Annotated in this window: 16 protein-coding genes; 9 read left to right on the plus strand and 7 right to left on the minus strand. The window is 67.1% G+C overall.

From position 1 onward, the window contains the following. Nucleotides 1–45: 45 nt before the first annotated feature. The 6 genes from I3K84_RS13700 to I3K84_RS13725 all read left to right on the plus strand — a co-directional run bounded on the left by I3K84_RS13700 (nt 46) and on the right by I3K84_RS13725 (nt 9,300). Nucleotides 46–3,357 (plus strand): site-specific DNA-methyltransferase, encoded by a 3,312-nt coding sequence (locus I3K84_RS13700; protein WP_196994768.1) that lies wholly within the window; start codon nt 46–48, stop codon nt 3,355–3,357. A 10-nt stretch (nt 3,358–3,367) separates the two neighbouring features. After that, nucleotides 3,368–4,528, plus strand: a complete 1,161-nt coding sequence (locus tag I3K84_RS13705; RefSeq protein ID WP_041836131.1) for an AAA family ATPase — start codon at nt 3,368–3,370, stop codon at nt 4,526–4,528. A 2-nt stretch (nt 4,529–4,530) separates the two neighbouring features. After that, nucleotides 4,531–5,133, plus strand: coding sequence for a DUF4276 family protein (locus I3K84_RS13710; RefSeq protein WP_011807159.1), 603 nt, complete (start codon nt 4,531–4,533; stop codon nt 5,131–5,133). A 6-nt stretch (nt 5,134–5,139) separates the two neighbouring features. Beyond that, nucleotides 5,140–7,956, plus strand: coding sequence for a BPTD_3080 family restriction endonuclease (locus I3K84_RS13715; protein WP_011807158.1), 2,817 nt, complete (start codon nt 5,140–5,142; stop codon nt 7,954–7,956). A 130-nt stretch (nt 7,957–8,086) separates the two neighbouring features. After that, on the plus strand, nt 8,087–8,803 hold the full coding sequence (locus tag I3K84_RS13720; protein WP_196994769.1) for a riboflavin synthase subunit alpha: 717 nt from the start codon (nt 8,087–8,089) through the stop codon (nt 8,801–8,803). Next, entirely contained in the window at nt 8,800–9,300 is a 501-nt protein-coding gene (locus I3K84_RS13725; protein ID WP_196994770.1) for a GNAT family N-acetyltransferase, read from the plus strand. The genes I3K84_RS13720 and I3K84_RS13725 overlap by 4 nt, the downstream gene beginning before the upstream one ends. Nucleotides 9,301–9,406: 106 nt before the next feature. On the opposite strand, the gene I3K84_RS13730 is transcribed toward I3K84_RS13725, so the two are convergent. After that, complete coding sequence (locus tag I3K84_RS13730) at nt 9,407–11,503, minus strand: TonB-dependent copper receptor (protein ID WP_231403331.1); 2,097 nt, start codon at nt 11,501–11,503, stop codon at nt 9,407–9,409. Between the two features lie 101 nt (nt 11,504–11,604). Further along, nucleotides 11,605–11,991, minus strand: a complete 387-nt coding sequence (locus tag I3K84_RS13735; RefSeq protein WP_196994772.1) for a hypothetical protein — start codon at nt 11,989–11,991, stop codon at nt 11,605–11,607. Between the two features lie 103 nt (nt 11,992–12,094). On the opposite strand from I3K84_RS13735, the gene I3K84_RS13740 reads away from it, so the two are divergent. Further along, nucleotides 12,095–12,580: an NUDIX hydrolase gene (locus tag I3K84_RS13740; protein WP_047349257.1), complete on the plus strand. Its 486-nt coding sequence runs from the start codon at nt 12,095–12,097 to the stop codon at nt 12,578–12,580. 141 nt (nt 12,581–12,721) lie between these two features. Here the strand turns inward: I3K84_RS13740 and I3K84_RS13745 are convergent, their stop codons facing one another. The 4 genes from I3K84_RS13745 to I3K84_RS13760 all read right to left on the minus strand — a co-directional run bounded on the left by I3K84_RS13745 (nt 12,722) and on the right by I3K84_RS13760 (nt 17,589). Next, nucleotides 12,722–13,699: a tripartite tricarboxylate transporter substrate binding protein gene (locus tag I3K84_RS13745; RefSeq protein ID WP_196994773.1), complete on the minus strand. Its 978-nt coding sequence runs from the start codon at nt 13,697–13,699 to the stop codon at nt 12,722–12,724. Nucleotides 13,700–13,783: 84 nt separating this feature from the next. Beyond that, a complete protein-coding gene (tcuB, locus tag I3K84_RS13750) occupies nt 13,784–15,010 on the minus strand; it encodes a tricarballylate utilization 4Fe-4S protein TcuB (RefSeq protein ID WP_011807152.1) in 1,227 nt (408 codons plus the stop codon). A gap of 5 nt (nt 15,011–15,015) precedes the next feature. Next, entirely contained in the window at nt 15,016–16,440 is a 1,425-nt protein-coding gene (gene tcuA, locus I3K84_RS13755; RefSeq protein WP_370567829.1) for an FAD-dependent tricarballylate dehydrogenase TcuA, read from the minus strand. 174 nt (nt 16,441–16,614) lie between these two features. Then, nucleotides 16,615–17,589 (minus strand): LysR substrate-binding domain-containing protein, encoded by a 975-nt coding sequence (locus I3K84_RS13760; RefSeq protein ID WP_088888058.1) that lies wholly within the window; start codon nt 17,587–17,589, stop codon nt 16,615–16,617. 149 nt (nt 17,590–17,738) lie between these two features. Between I3K84_RS13760 and mnmA the strand changes: the two genes are divergently transcribed. Both mnmA and I3K84_RS13770 read left to right on the plus strand, forming a co-directional pair. Then, nucleotides 17,739–18,878, plus strand: coding sequence for a tRNA 2-thiouridine(34) synthase MnmA (gene mnmA, locus I3K84_RS13765; protein ID WP_172208987.1), 1,140 nt, complete (start codon nt 17,739–17,741; stop codon nt 18,876–18,878). 238 nt (nt 18,879–19,116) lie between these two features. After that, entirely contained in the window at nt 19,117–20,778 is a 1,662-nt protein-coding gene (locus I3K84_RS13770) for an L-lactate permease (protein WP_011807148.1), read from the plus strand. A 107-nt stretch (nt 20,779–20,885) separates the two neighbouring features. Here I3K84_RS13770 and ssb read toward each other — a convergent pair whose 3' ends face one another. After that, nucleotides 20,886–21,431, minus strand: a complete 546-nt coding sequence (gene ssb / locus I3K84_RS13775) for a single-stranded DNA-binding protein (RefSeq protein WP_015914621.1) — start codon at nt 21,429–21,431, stop codon at nt 20,886–20,888. Between the last annotated feature and the right edge of the window lie 89 nt (nt 21,432–21,520).

Consider the following 21,520-nt stretch of genomic DNA (forward strand, 5'->3'; position numbering starts at 1 on the left):
CCTGCTATAACTCCCCCCTTATCGAGCACAGAGGGGACGGAGCAAATGACCAACGAACAACAACAGCTTCAAACGCTGCTGCTCAACCTGCTGCCAGCAGACCACACCACCGTGGGCAATATCACGCTGCTGGAGCAGTTTCTGGCCGCCGCCCAGGCCGCCGGGCACCAGCCCCTCCCCACGGAAGCAGACTTCAAAACCGCACGCGAAGCGCTGGTGGCTGCCGGCCTGGCCGTCAAAGGCAAAGGGCGCGGCGGCGCCACCGCCCGGGCCACCGGCGCGCAACGGCCAGACTTTGCGCTCGATGCCCCTACCGCACCCGCCCCTGCAGCCGCCGACAAGCAGCCCAAAGCACCCAAAGCCAAACCCAGCCTCAAGCAGCCTGACAACGGCGACACCCAGGTGCTGGCCTACCGCCACCCCGACCGGCGCAAGAACAACCCCGAAGTGGGCCTGGTGAACGCCGAAAGCGACCCCGAGCAACCCAAAACCCGCTGGGCCTACGACCCGCACCTAGACCCTGCGCTGCAATTTGACAGCGCCCGCGCCCAGGCCGACGCGCTGATTGCCGATGCCTTGGCCGGTAACGACCCCGCTGCCATGCGCCATGCGTTGCAAACCTTGCGGCGCATGGGTGCGCCCTACCTGCAATGGACAGGCAAAGCGGAGCGCACCAGCTTTGAAGTGGACACCGTGAGCCTGCACGTACACGAGCGCATCGACGCCATGAGCATTCTGAGCAGCGTCGGTAAGCGCCAAAACGCTAGCAATTCAGTAGCTGCTAGCGCAGGGGGGACGGGCGCTAGAGGCCAAAAACACCCAAACTTTTTTCAGCCAGGGCTGTTTGAAGCGCCGTTTGAAAGCGTGCCCCTGCGCGCGGCGCTGGATTTCTACAAGCATGACCGGGGCTGGGCCAACCGGCTGGTGGCGGGCGACAGCCTGCTGGTGATGAACAGCCTGCTGCACAAGGAAGGCATGGCCGGGCAGGTGCAGATGATTTACATCGACCCGCCTTATGGGATTAAGTACGGCAGCAACTTCCAGCCCTTTGTGGGCAAGCGCGACGTGAAAGACCGGGCCGATGCGGATTTAACGCAAGAGCCCGAAATGATCAAAGCCTTCCGCGACACCTGGGAGCTGGGCATTCACTCGTATTTGACGTATTTGCGCGACCGGCTGTTATTGGCGCGCGAGTTATTGAGTGATTCGGGTAGCGTTTTTGTGCAGATTTCGGATGAAAACTTGCATCATGTGCGGGAATTGATGGATGAGGTTTTTGGTTCGGACAACTTCCTTGGCCTCATCGCATACAAGAAAACTACCAGCGCTGCAACTCTCGGTCTTGCCAGTGTTTATGACATGCTGGTTTGGTACGCAAGGAATAAAACCCAGACGAAATATCGTCAGCTCTATTTAGAGAAGATAGCCGGTGAAGATGGTGGAACCCAATATACGTGGGCTCAACTGCCTGATGGCAGCCGAAAAAACTATGGAGTCAAGGGAGTTCCTGCGGGCATGGAATGTCGAGTTTTTCGACAGGACAACACGGCCAGCCAACGACCAGCACAAGGCGACGACGTAACTGAATTTTCATTCCGAGGCGGAACATTTTCACCAGGTAAAGGAACATTCAAAACGGATAGCGGGGGCCTAACAAGACTCTCTGCCTCTGGGCGACTTATCGCGCTTGGCAATACGCTTAGTTATGTTCGCTTTATTGATGACTTCCCTGTTTTTCCAGTCAATAACCTCTGGGATGACACGGTTACGTCTGGTTTTTCCGATAAGAAAGCGTACGTCGTACAAACGCATCCATTAGCGGTGGAACGCTGCATGCTCATGACCACCGACCCCGGCGATCTGGTTCTGGACCCCACCTGCGGTTCCGGCACCACCGCCTATGTCGCAGAAAAATGGGGCCGCCGCTGGATTACCTGCGACACCTCGCGTGTGGCCATCACGCTGGCCAAGCAGCGGCTGATGACGGCCAGCTTTGACTACTTTGCGCTGCGCTACCCGCATGAGGGGCTGCGCGGCGGCTTCATCTACAAGACGGTGCCGCACGTCACGCTCAAAAGCATTGCCAACAATGCCGAGATCGACGCGATTTATGAGCGCATGCACCCGGCCATCGCATCGGCGCTGGCGGCGCTGAATGCGGCGCTCAAGACGCATGCACCGGCCACGCCTTACCCGGTGACCGAGGGCGCACGCAAAGGCCAGAAGCTGGTGCTGGGCCTGCAGGGGCAGGATTTGCAGGAATGGGAGGTGCCGTTCGACCTGCCCGCCGACTGGGCAGCAGAACTGCAAGCGCCGCTGACCGCTTTCCATACCGCCCGGCAAAAAATGCAGGCCGAGATGGACCGCAGCATTGCCGCCAACGCTGAAAGCGAAACCCTGTACGACCAACCCGAGCGTGACAAGACCAAGCTGCGCGTGTGCGGCCCGTTCACGGTAGAGGCCGTGCCCTTCCCTACCGTGCTATCACTAGAGGAGCTGCCCGCGCTTGCTGGGCAAGGGCTAGAGGCCGATTTTGCTGATAACAGCCTGGCGCGCAGCGGCCACACCAGCCGCCAGCACACCTGGCGCGATGAGCTGCTGAAAACCGGCATCCGCGGCAAGGGTGGGCAGATGCTGCGCTTTGCCGAACTGGAGGTGTTGCCCGGCACCACCAGCGTGCACGCCAGCGGCAGCCTGGACACCGGCGAGCGCGTGGTAGTGAGCTTTGGCCCCGAGCACGGCGCGCTGGAGCAGCGCCAGGTGGAGCGCGCGTTGAACGAGGCGGGCGAACTGTTCCCCCGCCCCAAGATGATCGTGTTCTGCGCCTTCGCCTTCGACCCCGAGGCGGCCAAGGACATCGACGCGCTCAAAGGCATCACCGCACTGAAGGCGCAGATGAACACCGACCTGCTGACCGAAGACCTGAAAAAAGCCCGCAGCAGCAACCAGAGCTTCTGGCTCATGGGCCAGCCCGATGTGCTGCTGACGCAACTGCCCGATGGCCTGTGGCAGGTGGAGGTGAACGGCTTTGACTATTTCGACACGGCCAAGGGCGAACTGGTGTCGGGCGGCAAGGGCAAGATTGCCGCGTGGCAGCTCGATACCGACTACGACGGGCGCAGCCTGTTCCCGCACCAGGTGTTCTTCCCGATGGCGGGCAAGGACGAGGGCTGGATGAAGCTGAAAAAGGACATCCGCGCCGAGCTGGATACAGAGTTGCTGCAAGCCTTCACCGGCACCGTGTCGCTGCCGTTTGCTGCCGGTGACAACCGCACGGTGGCCGTGAAAATTGTGGACGACCGGGGCATTGAGTCGCTGAAGGTGATGCGGCTGGATGCTTCGGCAACCCAGGCATAAGGAGAGCGCAGTGCTGATTTCAAGACTCCAACTGCAAAACTGGCGCAACTTCAAAAAAATCGAGGTGGATTTGCGCGACCGGGTGTTCGTGATTGGGCCGAACGCCTCGGGCAAGTCCAACCTGCTGGATGTGTTCCGGTTTTTGCGCGATGTGGCCAAACCCAAGGGTGGGGGGCTGCAGCGCGCCGTGGAAATGCGCGGCGGCATGACCAAGGTGCGCTGCCTGCTGGCGCGCAGCAACCCGGAGGTGCTGATCGAGGTCGATCTGGCAGAAAAAATAGATACCCCGGCCATCTGGCGCTACTGCCTGGCCTTTCGCAGCGAGGGCAAAGGCAAGCAGCGGGTGGTGGTAAGCAAGGAGCGGGTGGAAGACTTGCGCACGGGCGCCGTGCTGCTCGACCGGCCCCACAACCCGGAAGACCAGGCAGACCGTGAGCGTTTGACGGAAACCAGCCTGGAGCAGGTCAACGCGAACAAGGATTTTCGGGACATTGCGCAGTTTTTTGGCGCACTGACTTATCTGCATCTGGTGCCGCAATTGCTCAAACATGCGGAGCTGGGCGCCAGCGTCTTGCTGGAAGGTGACCCTTTTGGCCAGTCGTTTCTGGAGCGCATTGCCAAAACCCCGGACCGCACCCGCGATGCACGTCTGAAAAAAATCGAATCGGCCCTGCGGGCCTGTGTGCCCAATATGCGCGACCTGAAATTCAGCCGCGACAACGCCACGGGCACGCCCCACCTGGAAGCGCTCTACGAGCATTGGCGGCCCGATGCGGGCTGGCAGCGTGAAGACCAGTTCTCTGATGGCACGCTGCGCCTGCTGGGCATCATGTGGAGCCTGCTCGATGGCGACTCTTTGCTGCTGCTGGAGGAGCCGGAGTTGTCGCTGAACGAGTCGATTGTTCGGCAGATTCCGCCCTTGCTGTGGCAGATGCAGCGCCGGGCAAAGCACCGCCGCCAGGTGTTTGTGACCACCCACAGCGAGGCCCTGCTGGAGCACAGCAGCGTGGACCCGCGCGATGTGCTGCGGCTGGAGCCTTCGGCCGAAGGCACACGCGTTGTGCCTGCCACAGCCCAGGAGCTGGAGTTGGTTGCGGCGGGCTACAACGTGGCCGAGGCCATGGTTCGCAAGGCCCCGCCAAGCCAGATTGAACAGCTTTCCATTTTTTAGCCATGGCCCAACCGCTGGACATCGCCCTGGTGGTGGAAGACGTTTTGAGCCTGGTCCTGATGGAGAAGGTGCTTGCGCATACCGGGCGCGGCTATACGGTGCTGCGGCCTCTGGTGGCGCGCGGGGTGGGCAATATGCGCAAATCGGTGTCCAAGTACCTGAACGCCAGCCGCGCTTTGCCCCACGTCGTCCTGGTGGATCTGGATCAGACGCCGTGCGCCCCGCAGTTGCGCGAACAGTGGGGGGTTGCCACTTTGCCTCGGTCCATGCTGTTTCGGGTGGCAGTGCGTGAGGCAGAGGCTTGGGTGCTGGCCGATCAGGAGGGGTTTGCAAGCTTTGCGGGCATACCGGTCAACAAAATTTCTCCTGCGCCCGAGTCCTTGGCCGACCCCAAGCAAGAACTGATCAATCTGGTACGGCGCAGCCGCAACAAACGGCTGGTAGCAGAACTGGTGCCAGCGCAAGGCAGTGCGGTTTCGATTGGGCCGCTGTACAACGAGCGCATGCGCCAATTTGTCCATGAGCGCTGGAATGTGGACGCCGCCATGGCGCACGCCCCCAGCCTGGCGCGCACTTTTGATCGCCTGCAAACCTTTTTGAAGTGAAGCGCCTTGACCTCACCCACCTCCCTCATCATCAACTCAGCCTTCACCGAGCCGCAGCAGCACTGGGCCGAGAACCCCGACCGCACACTGAGGCGCGAGCCAGTGCGCCGCCCGGCGGGCTACGAGATCATCGACACGCGCGAGAACACGCGGCGGCAGGTGGCCATCCCGCTGGTGGACACCATCCGCGACCGGGTGCGCCAGTGGCGCGCCGATGGCTGGCCGGGCACCACGGCGGTGACGCTGGCGCTGCTGCAGCACTGGTGGGATGCAGACAAGGTGTCGCGTCGCCAGTACCCGTTCTACTTTTGCCAGCTCGAAGCCATAGAAACGCTGATCTGGCACCTGGAGGCGCTGCCTGAATATCGGCAGGGCATCTTCATCGAGGGCGACGGCGGCGCGTTTGAACGGTTGTGCAACAAGATGGCCACGGGCAGCGGCAAGACTACGGTGATGGCTATGGTCATCACCTGGCAGGTGCTGAACGCGTTGACCTACCCCAAGTCGCCGCGCAAGTATTCCAGCGCCATTTTTCTGGTGGCGCCGGGCCTGACGGTGAAGTCGCGCCTACAGGTGTTGATGCCGGGGCACGAGCAGAACTACTACGACCAGTTTGAGCTGTGCCCTTCCGAGGCGCTGCGGCAAAAGCTCAACCGGGCCAGCATCCTGATCGAAAACTGGCACACCCTGATGCCACTGAAAGAGCAAGAGCGCTCGGTGGTGAAAAAGGGCAAAGAGAGCGACGAGGCTTACACCCGCCGCGTGCTGGGCCCGCTGGCCAACGCCAAGAACCTGGTGGTCATCAACGACGAGGCGCACCATGCCTACCGCAAGCCCGCCGACATCAAGGTGAGCAAGGCCGAGGCCGAGGCGCTGGGCATTGACCTGGACGAGGCCACCCGCTGGGTGGAGGGGCTGGACCGCATCCACAAAACCCGGCGCATTGCGCGCTGCTACGACCTGTCGGCCACGCCCTTTGCGCCCACGGGGCGCAGCAACACCGAGGCGGGCCTGTTCAGCTGGGTGGTGTCGGACTTTGGCCTGAACGATGCCATCGAGGCCGGGCTGGTGAAAACGCCGCGCGTGGTGGTGCGTGACGATGCTCTGCCCAATGCGCAAACGCTGCGCCCCAAGCTCTACCACCTGTACCGCGAGCCCGATGTGGCCGAAGACCTGAACCGCAAGGCCGAAGCCCACGAACCCCTGCCCGCGCTGGTGCAGCAGGCCTACACGCTGCTGGGGGCCGACTGGCGTGCCACGGCGGCCGACTGGGCGGCGCAGGGGCACCTCTCGCCCCCAGTGATGCTGACGGTATGCAACCGCACCGAAACCGCAGCACGGGTGGAGCACTATTTCACCAAGGGCCATGCGCAGTGGGCCGAGCTGCACGATGCCCAGCGCACGCTGCGGGTGGATTCCAAAGTGCTGGAAAAAGCCGAAGTGGGCGAAGCGGCCAGCGCCGACAAAGACTATGACGCGCGCCTGCGCAGCATCGTGCAGGCCGCGCGGATTGAGCCGCAGAGCAAAGAGCGTTGGCTGGCCAGCAGCACCAAAAAAGAAGAAGTGCTGCGCGAGCTGGTGGACACGGTGGGCAAACCTGGCCAGCTGGGGCAAGACCTGCAGAACGTGGTGTCGGTGGCCATGCTGTCGGAGGGCTGGGACGCCAAGACGGTGACGCACATCATGGGGCTACGCGCCTTCACCAGTCAGCTGCTGTGTGAGCAGGTGATTGGCCGGGGCCTGCGCCGCGTGGCCTACGACATCGACCCCACCACGGGCCTGTATGCGCCGGAATTTGTGAACGTGTTTGGCGTGCCGCTGTCGGTGGCTATGCCACCCGGTGGTGATGGGCCCCCGCCGCCACCGCCCAAGCCCAGCGTGCAAATCAAGGCCCTGCCCGAGCGGCAAGTGCATGAGATCAAATGGCCCAACATCCTGCGGGTGGACCAGGTGGTGCGTCCACAGCTGGTCGTGGAGTGGAGCAAGGTGCCGACGCTGACGATTGACCCGGCCAAAGTGGCACTGCACGCGGACATTGCCCCCGCGCTGGGCGGCGCAGCCGACTGGAGCCAGATCACCACCATCGACCTGGAGAAACTGCCCGAGGAGTTTCGGCTACAGCGACTGGTGTTCAAGGCGGCGCAGAAGGCATTTGAGCAGTTGCAAGACCAGTTCAAAGGGCAACGGGAATACTTGCTGTTTCAGTTGGTGCGGCTGGTGGAGACGTTTCTGGCGTCGGGCAAGATCGACATTCCGTCGCTGTTTCATCAAGACCCGCTGCGCCAGCGGATTTTGTTCTCCATGCACATGGATGCCATCGTGCAGCATCTGATGGCCTATGTGATCGAGCAAAACACCTTGCGGCTGGAGGCAGTGTTTGATGGCGAGCGTCCGGTGGGCAGCACGCGCGACATGCGCACCTGGTACACCACGCGCGTAGCCGAGCCCACGCAGCGCAGCCAGATCAGTCACATCGTGGTGGACAGTGGCTGGGAAAAATACGCTGCCAATGTGGCCGAAACGCACCCGGATGTGGCCGCCTGGGTAAAGAACGACCACCTGGGTTTTCACATCCTGTATTTGTGGAACGGCACCAAGCGCAAGTACATCCCTGACTTCTTGGTGCGATTCACATCAGGCAAGACCCTGGTGCTGGAGATCAAGGGCGAAGACTCACCCCAAGACCAAGCTAAACGACAGGCACTGGATCAATGGGTGCAGGCAGTGAATGCGCAAGGCGGCCTGGGCAGTTGGGCGTGGGATGTGGTGGCAGGTAGCGCAGCAGGGTTGCAAGATGTCCTTGCGAAGCACGCTGCGAAGTGATGAATTCGCATCTTCCCCCTGACCGAGCTTTACGCGTCAAAGGGGCCATGCGCAGGCCAGTAGCGGCTGGCAGAATCCCGTCTCTTTCTCCTCGCGGGGCAGGTTGCACTGCCCAAGGAAATCCACGTTTATGTTCACAGGCATCGTCCAAGCCACGGCCACCATCGCCGCCATCGACGACCGCGCCGGCCTGCGCACCTTCACCCTCGAATTCCCCGCTGGCTTCTGCCAGGACCTCGCCATCGGCGCCAGCGTGGCGACGGACGGCGTGTGCCTCACGGTGACCGAGATGCTCTCGCCCACGCGCGCCACGTTCGACGTGATGCTGCAAAGCCTGAACATCACCACGCTGGGCAGCTACGCCGTGGGCGACCGCGTGAACGTGGAGCGTGCCGCCAAGGAGGGCGCCGAGATCGGCGGCCACCCCCTGTCGGGCCACATCGACTTCACCGGGCAACTGGTGCAGCGGCGCGAACTGGACAACAACCTGGTGTGGCGCGTGGCTGTGCCCGAGGCGTTTCGGCGCTACGTGTTCGCCAAGGGCTACATCGCCCTCCACGGCGCCAGCCTCACCGTGGCCGAGGTGGACCGCGCCGAGGGCTGGTTCGAGGTCTGGCTGATCCCCGAGACGCGCCGCGCCACCGTGTTCGAGGACGTGCAGGTGGGTGACCGCCTGAACATCGAGATCGAGCGCAGCACCCAGGTGGTGGTGGACACCGTGCGCGAGGCCGTGCAGGAAAGCCTGGGCCGCCTGGCGCCGGTGCTGGAGGGGCTGCTGAAAGAGAAGGGCCTGTCGCTGGACGACTACCTTCCGCACCCGTCCAGGGCCCTGCCGCCGCAGCGATGACCGGCGCGCCGCGCGCCCTCACGCCGGCTGACCTGCCCGCGTTGCTGGCGGTGCAGCGCGCCTGCTACGGCGACGCCTACGTCGAAAGCGCCGAGGTGTTTGCCCGCCGCCTGGCCAGCCCCGTGAACTGCTCGCTGGTGCTGGAGCATGAGGGGCGCGTGGCCGCCTACCTGGCGGCCTACCACTCGCTGCTGGGCAAGGTCACGCCGCTGCACGGCGACTTCGATGCCGTGCCGGCGCCCGATACCCTGTACCTGCACGACATGGCGGTGCTGCCCGCCTGCGCTGGCCGCGGCCTGGCGCGTGCGTTGCTTACGCGGCTGCTGCCGCGGGCCCGCGCGGCAGGGCTGCGCCACACGGCGCTGGTGTCGGTGCAGGGCTCGCAAGCCTACTGGGCGCGCCAGGGCTATGCCGCGCACCTGGTGCAGGACGCCGCGCAGCAGCGCCACCTGGACAGCTACGGCGCTGGCGCGGTGTACATGGCGCAGGCACTGTAAAAACGATAGCTGTTAGCGCTTGCCATCAAAGGGTTTCAGCATGTTTTGTGCCTGAAAGCCCCATGCGGCAAGCGCGACCAGCTATCTTTTCAATTGCCTCCGAAGCCTAGAACTGCAGGTCCGCGCGCAGCCATAGCGTGCGGCCGGGTTCGTTGATGCGCACGCCGCCCGGGTAGCCGAAGCCGGCGTTGCCCGCCAGGTTCAGGTGCTCGGCGTAGTTCTTGTCCAGCAGGTTGTCCACCCCGGCGGCAAGCTTCAGCTGCGCGTTGATGCGGTAGCCCGCGTGCAGCGACAGCACGCCGAAGCCGGCGCTCGCGCCCAGGTCGCGGCCCACCACGTTGCCCTGGCCGTTGGCATGGCGGTGCTGCGCGGCCACCAGGCGCCACAAGCCGCCGGCGCTCCACGGGCCCTGGGCGTATTCCAGGCCCAGGCGCGCCTCCAGCGGAGGCATCTGCGGCAGCGGGCGGCCTTCACTGGTGTTGCGGCCCCAGCTGTAGGCCAGCGTGCCCTGCGCCGTCCACGCCGTGCCCAGGCGCTGGCTGGCGCCCAGCTCCAGCCCGGCGGTGCGGGCGTCGACGTTGCGCACGGCCGATTTCATGCCGGTGTAGTCGAACAGGATGTAGTCGCGCACCACGCCCACATAGGCCGAGGTCCACAGCTGCCAGTCCGCGCCCTTCCACTGCGCGCCCATGTCCAGCTGCGTGGTCTTCTCGGGGCGCAGCGTGGCGAAGGCGTTGCCGGCGCTGGCCGCGCTGTTGCCGGGGGAGATCAGCTCCCAGTAGTCCGGAAAGCGCTGCACGTGCCCCAGGCCCGCGTAGACCAACGCGCCCTGCGGCGCCAGCGTGCGTTCCCAGCGCACGAAGCCGCTGGGCATGGCCGAGCGCGTGCGGTGGTCCGCGCCGGCCGCCGGGGCCATGCCACCCATGCCGCTCGGGGCAGGGTAGCGCCAGGCTTCGGCGCGGTCCAGGCGCAGGCCGCCCACCCAGCGCGTGTCGGCCTGGGCCTGCCACGACAGTTCGGCAAATGCGCCCAGGTTCTCGAACTTGGCGTCGCGCATCCAGGGCTTGCTGTCGTAGGGCACGCTGGGCGTGCCGCTGCGCTTGTCGTGCGGGCTGCGCTGTGCGTCCAGGCCCGTCTCCAGCTGCCAGTCGGGCTGCCACTGCAGCGTGGCGGCCACGCGCGCGCCCTCAGTGGTGCGCCGCACGTTGCTGGCCATGGGCATGGACATGCTGCCGCCAGGCTGGAAGGTGCGCAGCGTGAAGTTGTCCATCACGTGGTCGGCGCGGTTGCCGTAGACCTGTGCCTGCAGCTTGGCCAGCCAGGGTGTGAGGTGGCGTTTCTCAAAGCGCAGGCCCCAGCTCTCGCGCTTGAACTGTGTGCCGTCCATGCCGCGCCCGCCGTAGCGCGCCTCGCCGTCGCCCGTGCCGGCGCTCAGCTCCAGCAGCGTGTCGGCGTCGGGCGTGAAGCCCAGCGCCACGTCGGTGTTCCATTTGTCCCAGGCCGAGGGCACGCGCCGTCCGTCGCCGTCCTTGTAGTCCTGGCCGTGGGAATGGTTGGCGGTCACGCGCACGTACACCTGCGCGTTGCCGGCCTGAAAGTCCACGTTCTGGTCGTTGCGCCCGGCGCTGGCGCCCAGCAGGCTGGCGCTGAGGCGCACGCCGGGTTCGGTGAAGTCAGGGCGCTCGCGGTCAAAGCGCACCACGCCGGCCGAGGTGCCCGGCCCCCAGACGACGGTCTGCGGCCCCTTGACGACGGTGAGCGTGTCGTAGGTCTCGGGCGAGATGTAGGAGCTGGGCGCGTCCATGCGCCCCGGGCAGGCGCCCAGCAGCTGCGTGCCGTTGGTCAGCAGCGGCAGGCGCGAGCCGAACTGGCCGCGGAACACCGGGTCGCCGTTGGAGCCACCGCTGCGGATGGCCGAGAAGCCCGGGATGGTCTTGAGGTAGTCGGCCGCGTCGCTGGCCGGCACGGGCTGGCGCGGCTGCTTGGGGTCGGCCACCACCTGCACGGGCGAGTGGTCGTGCACGGCCGTGACGACCACGTCGCGCAGCGTGTGCTCGGGGGCCGCGGCCGCGTTGTTCACGGCGTCGTTCGCGGCCAGGGCCGGGCCTGCCAGCAGCAGCGCGCAGGCCAGCGCGCAGGGGGTGAGGTGCGAGGACAAGGGTGCGCACCGCAAGGCAGGCGCGCGGAAGGAATATGCAGTCATGAGAAATCCACGCCCGGCGCTGCTCGGCCGCGGGGGCGGCAGATCAGCGCGCAGGCAAACAACGGAAGGCGCCAGCCCCATGGGCCGGCGGGTGGTTGCAGTCAGGCGTGGGTGGAAGGCGGGCCGCGCGGGGGCAGCGGCGCCTGGGCGCGCCAGGCCGCCACGGCCGGCGCGCGGCTGCGCTGTGCGGGGTGCACGTGCGGGGCGGGCGGGCGCAGGGCGGCCAGCGTCAGCGCCGGCGGTGTGGCCAGGGCAATGCACAGCAGGCAGCCGGGGTCGGCATGGTGGCTGTCGTGCGCAGCCGGGTCGGCGTGCGGCGCGGGGTCACCCGCGGGTGCGGCGAAGCAGACGTCCAGGTGCGCCAGGTCGACTGCCGGCAGCGCCTGGCGCACCTGCACGTTGGCCCACAGCGCCACCAGCCACGCACACACGAACACCGCGAGGACCGCGGAGCCCAGGCGTCGGTGGTGGCGAATGCGCTGCAGCATGGGGTGGGGATTATCCCGAGCGCTGCGCGTTCGGGGCGCGCCGGAACTTGACCCAGCGCAAGCCGTCAGAAAGTGTCCACATGCGCTGGTGATAATCGCGGCCATGCCAAACCGCTGGAAACCCAACGTCACCGTGGCCGCCATCGTCGAGCGCGAGGGCCGCTTTCTGTTCGTCGAGGAAGACACGGCCGACGGGCTGCGGCTGAACAACCCCGCGGGCCACCTGGACCCGGGAGAGTCGCCCATCCAGGCCTGCGTGCGCGAGGTGCTGGAGGAGACGGCCTACGACTTCGAGCCCACGGCGCTGGTGGGCGTGTACCTGAACCGCTTCACGCGCACGCGCACGGGGGATGACATCACCTACCTGCGCTTTGCGTTTGCGGGCAATGTGGGCGCGCACCACGCCTGGCGGTCGCTGGACGACGGCATCCTGCGCGCCGTGTGGCTCACCCCCGAGGAGCTGCGCAGCTGCAGCGCGCGCCACCGCAGCCCGCTGGTGCTGCAGTGCGTCGAGGATTACCTGGCCGGCCGGCGCGCGCCGCTGGACTTGATCCACACCGACGCCAGCGTGCTGCGGACGCCGGGCTGAGGATCAGGGCGCTGGGCTTGGCTCGCAGCGCCAGCCAAGCCAGCAGACGCCGTGGCGCGGGCTTGGCACGGTCACTGGCCGTCGCCCCTCCTTTTCGCAAAGCGAGAGCAGGGGGATGCGGCGCAGCTGCTCATGGGGAGTTCACTGCGCGGTGATCTTGCGCTCGCGCACGATGGCGCCCCACTGGTCGTATTCCTTCTTCATGAAGCTGGCGAGCTCGGCGCGCGTGGTGGGGTGGGGCGACAGGCCGTGCTTGTTCAGGGCCTCCTTCACGCCGGCGTCGTTGAGCGCCTTCACGATCTCCTTGTTCCAGCGCTCCAGCAGCGGCGCGGGCGTCTTGCCCGAGGCCACGAAGGCGTACCAGTTCAGCGCCTGAAAGCCCGGGAAGCCCGATTCCGCCACCGTGGGGATGTTCGGCAGGTAGGCCGGGCGCGTCAGGCCCGTGGTGGCCAGCGGAATCAGCTTGCCCGCCTCCACGTGCGGCATGGCGGTGGGCGGCGCGGCGAAGTAGCTGGTCACGCGCTCGCCCAGCAGGTCCTGCAGCGCGGGGGCGCCGCCCTTGTAGGGCACGTGGACCATGTCGATGCCGGCGCGCTGGTTGAACAGCTCGCCCGCCAGGTGCGAGGCCGAGCCCGCGCCGGTGGAGGCATAGTCCACGCTGCCGGGCTTGGCCTTGGACAGCTGCACGAACTCGGCCAGGGTCTTCACGCCCGCGCCCTTGTGCACCACCAGCACGTTGGGGAAGTACACCCCGCCCGAGATCGGCGCCAGGTCCTTGAACGGGTCGTAGGGCAGCTTCATGAGGTGCGGCGCGATGGTCAGCGGACCCACCGAGCCGAACAGCAGCACCGTGCCATCCGAAACGCCCGCGGCCACCTGCTGGTGGGCGATGTTGCCGCCCGCGCCGCCCTTGTTCTCCACCACCACGGACTGGCCGATGTTCTCGGCCAGCTTCTTGGCGATCAGGCGGGCCGCCGCGTCGGCTGCGCCCCCGGGCGCAAAGCCCACGACCAGCGTGACCGGCTTGGCCGGCGGAAAGTCCTGCGCCAGTGCCGGGCCGGCCCAGGCGATGGAGGTGAGGGCCACGGCGGCGGCCTGGATCAGGGTGCGTTTTTTCATGGCGAGGCTCCTTTAGTCGTTGTAAGTCAAATGGTGCTCTAGCGCTTATCCATCAAGCGCTAACAGCTATGGTTTTAGAAGCAATCAATCGCTGCCCAGCCCGATAGGGTTGGGCTGGCGCTTTTCGGTGGTGTGGCGCAGCAGCGCGGCGGTGCGGAACACGCCGTGGGCGAACTTGCCGTAGGGCAGCGTGGCAAAGAGGGCCATCACCGCGCCCAGGTGCAGGCACAGCACCAGGGCCAGCGCGGGCGCGGCCGACGGGGTGATGCGCACCAGCCACAGCGCCAGGCCGCTGGCGGCCACCAGGAACAGCAGGGCGATGAAGCCCAGGTCCATGGGCTTTTGCGCGGCGTCGCCGTGTGCGGGGTGGCGCGTGCGGTTCAGGTACCACAGGCCGATCGTGCCCAGCACCAGCATCACGCCGCCCGCCACGCCCAGCAGTTTGGGAATGCTGGGTGCCTCGTAGGGCGCCGGCCAGCCGAAAACGTAGTGGTACACCGTGGCCAGCGAGGTCGCGGCAAAGCACAGCAGGAAGCCGTAGAACGTGAGGTGGTGCGCGCGGCGGCGCTTGAGGGTGTAGGCGTCGTCCTCGTTGTGGCAGCCGTCGCCATGGCCGCCGTCCAGGTACTTCAGGCGCAGCACGTCGTGCGCGGCCTCGGTGGCGGCGGGGGCGCTCACGTCGGCGCCGCTGGTGGCGGGCTTCACGTCCTTCCAGAAGCGGCGCACGCCCATGGACAAGGCCAACACCACGAACAGGAACACCGGCGCGAACAGGCCCACCAGCAGGTTGTGCGGGAACAGGCGGTAGAAGTTGCCGCCCAGGTCCGCGCCCCACAGCGCGCCGAGCCCGCCGCCCTGCAGCGCGGCGCCCAGCACCAGGAACAGCGTGAGCGCGGCCACGAGGGCCAGCGACAGCGTGAGGCCGTTGCGGCGGTACAGCCGGCCCAGCGCGGGCGGCCAGGCGTAGTCGGCGTAGGTCTGGCCGCGCACCTGGGCCATGGCCTGCGGGATGTTCACGGCGAATTCGTGCGGCGGCGCGTACTGGCAGGCGTGCAGGCAGGCGCCGCAGTTGTGGCACAGGTTGGCCAGGTAGTGCACGTCGGCCTGGGTGAAGTCCAGGCGGCGCGTCATGGCCGGGAACACGGCGCAAAAGCCCTCGCAGTAGCGGCAGGCGTTGCAGATCTGCATCTGCCGCGCCACCTCGGTCTCGGCGGCGCTCTGCGCCGGCGCGGGCACGATGGGAATCACGCGGGCGGGCCCGCCCTGGGCCAGGCCTATCGCTTCGTCGGTCAGGGATTTCAGGGTTTGCATGGTGTTCAGCCCTCGTCGTTCACCGCGCCGTGCGCGGCAGCCTGGCCCGCGGCGGCCAGCGCGGCGTTGCGCCCGGCGATGCGGCCGAAGGCCGTGCCGATCGACATGCCCACGCCCGCGGTGTAGCCCTTGCCCAGCACGTTGCCGGCCATCATTTCGCCCGCCACGAACAGGTTGCGGCTGGGTTGGTCGGCGAAGCGCACGGCGGCGGTGTCGTCGGTGTGCAGGCCCAGGTAGGTGAAGGTGACGCCGGGCTTGAGCGCGTAGCCGTAGAACGGCGCGGTGTCGATGGGCCGCGCCCAGTGGGTCTTGGCGGGCGTCAGGCCCTCGGTGTGGCAGTCGTCCAGCGTGGTGTGGTCGAACTGGCCCACGCGGCAGGCGGCGTTGTAGGCGTTCAGCGTCTGCATGAAGGTCTCTGCGGGCAGGCCGAGCTTTTCGGCCAGCGCGGGCAGGCTGTCGGCCTTCACCCCGGGGAATACCGGCGGCATGAAGCGGCCGATGGCCTTGCTGTCGATGATGGAGTAGCCGATCTGCCCCGGCTGCTGCGCCACCAGGCGACCCCAGATGGCATAGCGCTTGGGCCAGAAGTCCTCGCCCTCGTCGTAGAAGCGCTCGCCCTCGCGGTTGACCACCACGCCCAGCGAAACGCAGTCGATGCGCGTGCAGATGCCGCCGTCGTACAGCGGCGCGCGCGCGTCGATGGCCACCATGTGCGCCTGCGTGGGGTCGCCGATGCGGTCGGCGCCGTGGTCGTCGAGCAGGTGCTTCAGCAGCACGCCGCGGTTGTAGGCCGTGCCACGGATCAGGAAGTTGTCCGCCGGCCACTCGCCGCGCGCGTTCTGGCCCCAGGCCTCGCGCAGCCATTCGCGGTTGGACTCGAAGCCGCCGGCGGCCAGCACGCAGCTCCTGGCGGTGATGCGCTGGCCCTTCACCCAAGCGGCCTGGAAGGTGCCGTTCTCGATCTCGATGCGCTCCACGGGCGATTCGTAGCGCACCTGCACGCCCAGCGCCTCGGCGCTGCGGTAGTAGGCATTCACCAGCGCCTTGCCGCCGCCCATGAAGAAGGCATTGGTGCGCGCCACGTGCAGCGTGCCGGCCAGCGCGGGCTGGAAGTGCACCCCGTGGCGGCGCATCCAGGGGCGGCAGGTGCTGGACGCGCGGATCACCAGGCGCGCCAGGTGCTCGTTGGTCTGGCCGCCGGTCACCTTCAGCAGGTCCTGCCAGTACTCTTCTTCAGGGTAGGCATCGACCAGCACGTCCTGCGGCGCGTCGTGCATGCAGCGCAGGTTGCGGGTGTGGGCGGAGTTGCCGCCGCGCCAGGCGCGCGGGGCCGATTCCAGCAGCAGCACGCGGCTGCCGGCCTCGCGGGCCATCAGCGCGGCGCACAGGGCGGCGTTGCCGCCGCCGATGACCAGGACATCGGTGTCCATCGGGGGAGATTGCATAGGTTTCGCTCGTGGGGGCGCGCCAGGCAGGGGCGAGGGGCGCAGCAGTCGAGCGTGGACTGTAGGCAGCGGCCCGCCAGCCGTGCAGCCGCGGGCGGGTATGGGGGTATCACGAACGGTGATGGCTGCGCGCCCGGGCGCGACGCCCGAAAGCAGCCGCTACGGGGCGGGAACCCCTGCCGGTGCCTGCGCCAGCAGTGAGGTGCCGATCCAGCGGCCCTCGGTGACCAGACCGCGGGCACAGTCCAGCAGCACCACGCGCGCGGCCAGTGCGGCGGGGGACAGCTCTTCGTCCGGCAGGCTGCACAGCAGGTTCACGCGCCGCGCCGGCGCGCCCGTGAGGCGCGCGCACTGAAAGCGCGTGGCCGCGTCCGGGTAGCGGCCCAGTGCCGCCCAGGGCTGCAGCGTGGAGCCCAGACCGGCGTCCACCGCGGCCATCACCATGGCCAGCGAGTCCACTTCCAGCACCACATGCGGGGCGATGCCCGCGCTGGCAAAGGCCGTGTCCAGCGTGCTGCGCAGGCCGTGCGGGCCGGTGGGCAGGATGAGCGGCTCCTCGCGCAGCTCGGTGATCGCCACCTCGGCGGCCAGGCGCGGGGCGGCGGCGCCGCGCATCAGGAACAGGTCTTCTTCCAGCAGCGGCTGGATTTGCCAGCGCTGGGTGCGTCCGGCCAGTTGCGCCTGGTGCAGGCGCGAGTCGAACAGCACGGCCAGGTCCAGCTCGCGCGCATGCAGCATGGCCGAGAGGTGGCCCGACATGCCCTCCACCATGTGCAGCCGCACGTCGGGGTAGCGCGCGCGCATGGCCTGCATCAGCGGCAGCCCCAGCAGCGCCGAGGTGGTGGGCGCCAGGCCCACGGTGACGGTGCCCGACAGCCGCGCCTGCTGGGCGGCGCGCACCGCCTGCTCGGCATGGCGCAGCGTGAGCTGCGCCTCGCGGAAGAACGCAGCGCCGGCCTCGGTGGGGGCCACGCCGCGCGGCGTGCGGTGCAGCAGGCGCGTGGCCAGCTCGCCCTCCAGCCGCGTGATCTGCTGGCTCAGCGCGGACTGCACCAGGTTCAGGTCGAGCGCGGCGCGGCTCATGGAGCCCAGCTCCACCACCCGCACGAAATATCGCAATTGCCGCAGTTCCATCGTCTCCAACACCCGGTTGACCCCAGGCGCCGCCCGGCCGGGGTGGGCTGGGATAATCGCACACCTATGAAACATCCCCCCCACGCTCCCCACTTCGTGTGGTCGCTGCCCCCCAAGGGGGCCGCTTTTCATCCTGGGGCGGCCCGGCGATGAAAAAACACCGGGTCGTGGTGGGCCTGTCGGGGGGCGTGGACTCCGCCGTCACGGCGCACCTTCTCAAGCAGCAGGGCCACGAGGTGGTCGGCATCTTCATGAAGAACTGGGAAGATGACGACGACAGCGAGTTCTGCTCCAGCCGCCAGGACTTCCTGGACGCGGCCAGCGTGGCCGACGTGATCGGCATCGAGATCGAGCACGTCAACTTTGCCGCCGAGTACAAGGACCGGGTGTTCGCCGAGTTCCTGCGCGAATACCAGGCCGGCCGCACGCCCAACCCGGACGTGCTGTGCAACGCCGAGATCAAGTTCAAGGCCTTCCTGGACCACGCCATGCGCCTGGGCGCCGAGAAGATCGCCACCGGCCACTACGCGCGCGTGCGCCAGAACCCGGCCACGGGCCTGTTCGAGCTGCTCAAGGGGTTGGACCCGTCCAAGGACCAGAGCTACTTTCTGCACCGCCTGAACCAGGCGCAGCTGTCCAAGACGCTGTTCCCCGTGGGTGAGCTGCACAAGACCGAGGTGCGCCGCATCGCTGCCGACATCGGCCTGCCCAACGCCAAGAAGAAGGACTCCACCGGCATCTGCTTCATCGGCGAGCGACCGTTCCGCGAGTTCCTCAACCGCTACATCCAGCATGCACCCGGCCCCATCCTGGACGACCGCGGGCGCAAGCTGGGCCGCCACGTAGGCCTGTCGTTCTACACGCTGGGCCAGCGGCAGGGCTTGGGGATCGGCGGTGTCAAGGAAAAAGGCGCCGGGGCGAAAGCACCGTCTGGCCAGCCGGTGCGCGGCGCGGGCGACCATGCGCCCTGGTTCGTGGCCCGCAAGGAGCTGGAGACGAACACCCTGCGCGTGGTGCAGGGCCACGACCACCCGTGGCTGCTGTCGCACCGCCTGGATGCGCAGGACGCGAGCTGGATTGCCGGCCATCCGCCCGCAGCAGGCGCCTGCGCCGCCAAGACGCGCTACCGCCAGCAGGACGCCGCCTGCACGGTGCTGGCCGCACAGGGCGACGCCTTCAGCCTGCAGTTCCCCGAGGCGCAGTGGGCCGTGACGCCGGGCCAGTCGGCCGTGCTGTACGACGGTGAGGTGTGCCTGGGCGGTGGGGTGATTGCGGCCGTGAACGGCTGAAAGCCCGCCCCGGGGGGCGTAGGCGACATCAGGGGATACCCGAATAGCCGGGATGCCGGACCTGAGTCCCTGCTATGGTGTGAAATTGCTTCAGCACCGGTCTCCGGTTTTTTCACGCTGCGGCGCGGGCGGGCTTTCTACAGTCTCGTCCGCGCCGCTCCAGCCGGTTGACCTCCGGTACTGGGCGTGCGAGGCATTTCTCCTTCCAAAACCGGGACAACAACAGGGGGCACAGGCTATGGTCTGGCAACAAATCTACGACCCACTGGGCAATATGGTCATCTCCACCGCACTGGCCGCGCTGCCGGTGGTGGTCATGCTCGCGGCCTTGGGCTTTTTCCACATCAAGGCGCATATCGCGGCAGGCATGGGCCTGATCACGGCGCTGCTCGTGGCGGTCTTCGTCTACGGCATGCCGGGCGACATGGCCGGCCGTGCGGCGCTGTTCGGTGGTTTCACCGGCCTGCTGCCTATCGGCTGGATCGTGCTGAACATCATCTTCCTGCACCAGCTCACCGAGCAGAACGGCAGCTTCGCCGTGCTGCAGGACTCGCTGTCGGGCATCACGGAAGACCGCCGCATCCAGCTCTTGCTGATTGCCTTTTGCTTCGGCGCGTTCTTTGAAGGCGCGGCCGGCTTCGGCACCCCCGTGGCGGTGACGGCCGCCATCCTGATCGGCCTGGGCTTCTCGCCGCTGGCGGCCTCGGGCCTGTCGCTGATCGCCAATACGGCGCCGGTGGCCTTTGGCGCCCTGGGCACGCCGGTGATCACGCTGGCCAAGGTGCACGGCTACGACCTGATGGAGGTGACGGCCATGATCGGCCGCCAGCTGCCCTTCTTCTCGCTGCTGGTGCCGTTCTGGCTGATCTGGGCCTTCGCCGGCCGCAAGGGCATGATGGAAATCTGGCCGGCCATCCTGGTGACGGGCGTGTCCTTCGCCATTCCGCAGTTCCTGGTGTCCAACTTCATCGGGCCGGAACTGGTGGACATCATCGCCGCCATCGTCTCCATGGTCTGCCTGGTGGCCTTCCTGCGCGTGTGGAAGCCCAAGACGGTGTGGACGTCGCCCTCGCTGCGCGGGCATGACCCCAGCGCCGCAGAGGCCAAGCCGCCGCAGCCGGTCAAGCGCCACAGCACCCAGGCGCTGGTGGCCGCCTGGACCCCCTGGGTCATCCTGTCGGTGTTCGTGTTCATCTGGGGCCTGCCCTCGGTCAAGGCCTGGCTCAATGGCATCTTCGCGCCGGCCTTCCCCATGGCCGGGCTGCACAACCTGATCGAGAAGGTGCCGCCCGTGGTGCCCGCGCCGCACAAGGAGGCCGCCGTCTACACGCTGAACCTGCTGTCGGCCACCGGCACGGGCATCCTGCTGTCGGCCGTGGTGAGCGCGCTGGTCATGAAGTACAACCCGGTGGCCATCGTCACCACGTTCTTCCGCACCTTCTGGCTGGTGCGCTACTCGCTGCTCACCATCGTGCTGATGCTGGCGCTGGGTACGCTCACGCGCTATTCGGGCACCGACACCACGCTGGGCCTGGCTTTTGCCAATACCGGCGTGCTGTACCCGTTCTTCGGCACGCTCATGGGCTGGATCGGCGTGGCGCTCACGGGATCGGACACGGCCTCCAACGTGCTCTTCGGCGGCATGCAGAAGGTGGCAGCCGAGCAGCTGGGCCTGTCGCCCAACCTGATGGGCGCAGCCAACAGCTCGGGCGGCGTGATGGGCAAGATGATCGACGCGCAGTCCATCGTCGTGGCCTCCACCGCCACCCGCTGGTTCGACCACGAGGGCGACATCCTGCGCTACGTGTTCTTCCACTCCATCGCGCTGGCCTGCCTGGTGGGCCTGTACGTGACGATGCAGGCCTATGTCTGGCCGTTCTCCCTCATGGTGGTGCACTGATTTGAGTGTTTTTGGGCTGCAGCGCTTGTCCATCCAGCGCGAGCAGCTATCACTGCAATAGCAAACGGGCGCCCTGGGGCGCCCGTTGTGCTTGGTGCGAGGCCGAATCAGAACGGAATGTCGTCGTCCATGTCGTCAAAGCCCGATGCGGCGCGCGGCGGCTGTGCCACGGGCGCGGGGGCGGGGCGGGCCGCGGGGGGGGCGGGGCGCGGCGCGGGTGCGGCGCGGCGCGGGGCCTCGTAGCCGCCACCACCACCGCCCCCGTTGTCGCCGTAGCCGCTGTCGTCATAGCCGCCGCCCTGGCCGCCGCCCATGCCCTGGCGGCTGCCCAGCATCTGCATGGTGTCGGCGCGGATTTCGGTGGTGTAGCGCTCCTGGCCGCTCTGGTCGGTCCATTTGCGCGTGCGCAGGCTGCCTTCCACGTAGATCTGGGAGCCCTTGCGCAGGTACTGGCCCACGATCTCGGCCAGGCGGCCGTTGAAGACCACGCTGTGCCATTCGGTGGCTTCCTTGTTCTCGCCGGTGTTCTTGTCGCGCCAGCGGTCCGTCGTGGCGATGCGCACGTTGGCGACCTGGTCGCCGCTGGGGAAGGTGCGCATCTCGGGGTCGCGCCCCAGGTTGCCGACGATGATGACTTTGTTCACGGATGCCATGAAAAATCCTTGTGCTTAGCCCGGACGGCAGGGAAGGGTTCCGGGCCAGATGAGTCCAACAGGCGACCCCTGCGAGGCCGCAGGTGCGC

It is taken from the genome of Diaphorobacter sp. JS3051, from assembly GCF_015832135.1.
Classification (GTDB): Bacteria; Pseudomonadota; Gammaproteobacteria; order Burkholderiales; family Burkholderiaceae_C; genus Diaphorobacter; species Diaphorobacter nitroreducens.

Bases quoted from the DNA above. Each gene is read 5' to 3' on its own strand.
- I3K84_RS13725 (WP_196994770.1), top strand. From the start codon at position 8,800: ATGACCGGCGCGCCGCGCGCCCTCACGCCGGCTGACCTGCCCGCGTTG.
- I3K84_RS13730 (WP_231403331.1), bottom strand. From the start codon at position 11,503: ATGACTGCATATTCCTTCCGCGCGCCTGCCTTGCGGTGCGCACCCTTG.
- I3K84_RS13735 (WP_196994772.1), bottom strand. From the start codon at position 11,991: ATGCTGCAGCGCATTCGCCACCACCGACGCCTGGGCTCCGCGGTCCTC.
- I3K84_RS13720 (WP_196994769.1), top strand. From the start codon at position 8,087: ATGTTCACAGGCATCGTCCAAGCCACGGCCACCATCGCCGCCATCGAC.
- I3K84_RS13710 (WP_011807159.1), top strand. From the start codon at position 4,531: ATGGCCCAACCGCTGGACATCGCCCTGGTGGTGGAAGACGTTTTGAGC.
- I3K84_RS13700 (WP_196994768.1), top strand. From the start codon at position 46: ATGACCAACGAACAACAACAGCTTCAAACGCTGCTGCTCAACCTGCTG.
- I3K84_RS13760 (WP_088888058.1), bottom strand. From the start codon at position 17,589: ATGGAACTGCGGCAATTGCGATATTTCGTGCGGGTGGTGGAGCTGGGC.
- tcuB (WP_011807152.1), bottom strand. From the start codon at position 15,010: ATGCAAACCCTGAAATCCCTGACCGACGAAGCGATAGGCCTGGCCCAG.
- ssb (WP_015914621.1), bottom strand. From the start codon at position 21,431: ATGGCATCCGTGAACAAAGTCATCATCGTCGGCAACCTGGGGCGCGAC.
- I3K84_RS13745 (WP_196994773.1), bottom strand. From the start codon at position 13,699: ATGAAAAAACGCACCCTGATCCAGGCCGCCGCCGTGGCCCTCACCTCC.
- tcuA (WP_370567829.1), bottom strand. From the start codon at position 16,440: ATGGACACCGATGTCCTGGTCATCGGCGGCGGCAACGCCGCCCTGTGC.
- I3K84_RS13770 (WP_011807148.1), top strand. From the start codon at position 19,117: ATGGTCTGGCAACAAATCTACGACCCACTGGGCAATATGGTCATCTCC.
- mnmA (WP_172208987.1), top strand. From the start codon at position 17,739: ATGAAAAAACACCGGGTCGTGGTGGGCCTGTCGGGGGGCGTGGACTCC.
- I3K84_RS13740 (WP_047349257.1), top strand. From the start codon at position 12,095: ATGCCAAACCGCTGGAAACCCAACGTCACCGTGGCCGCCATCGTCGAG.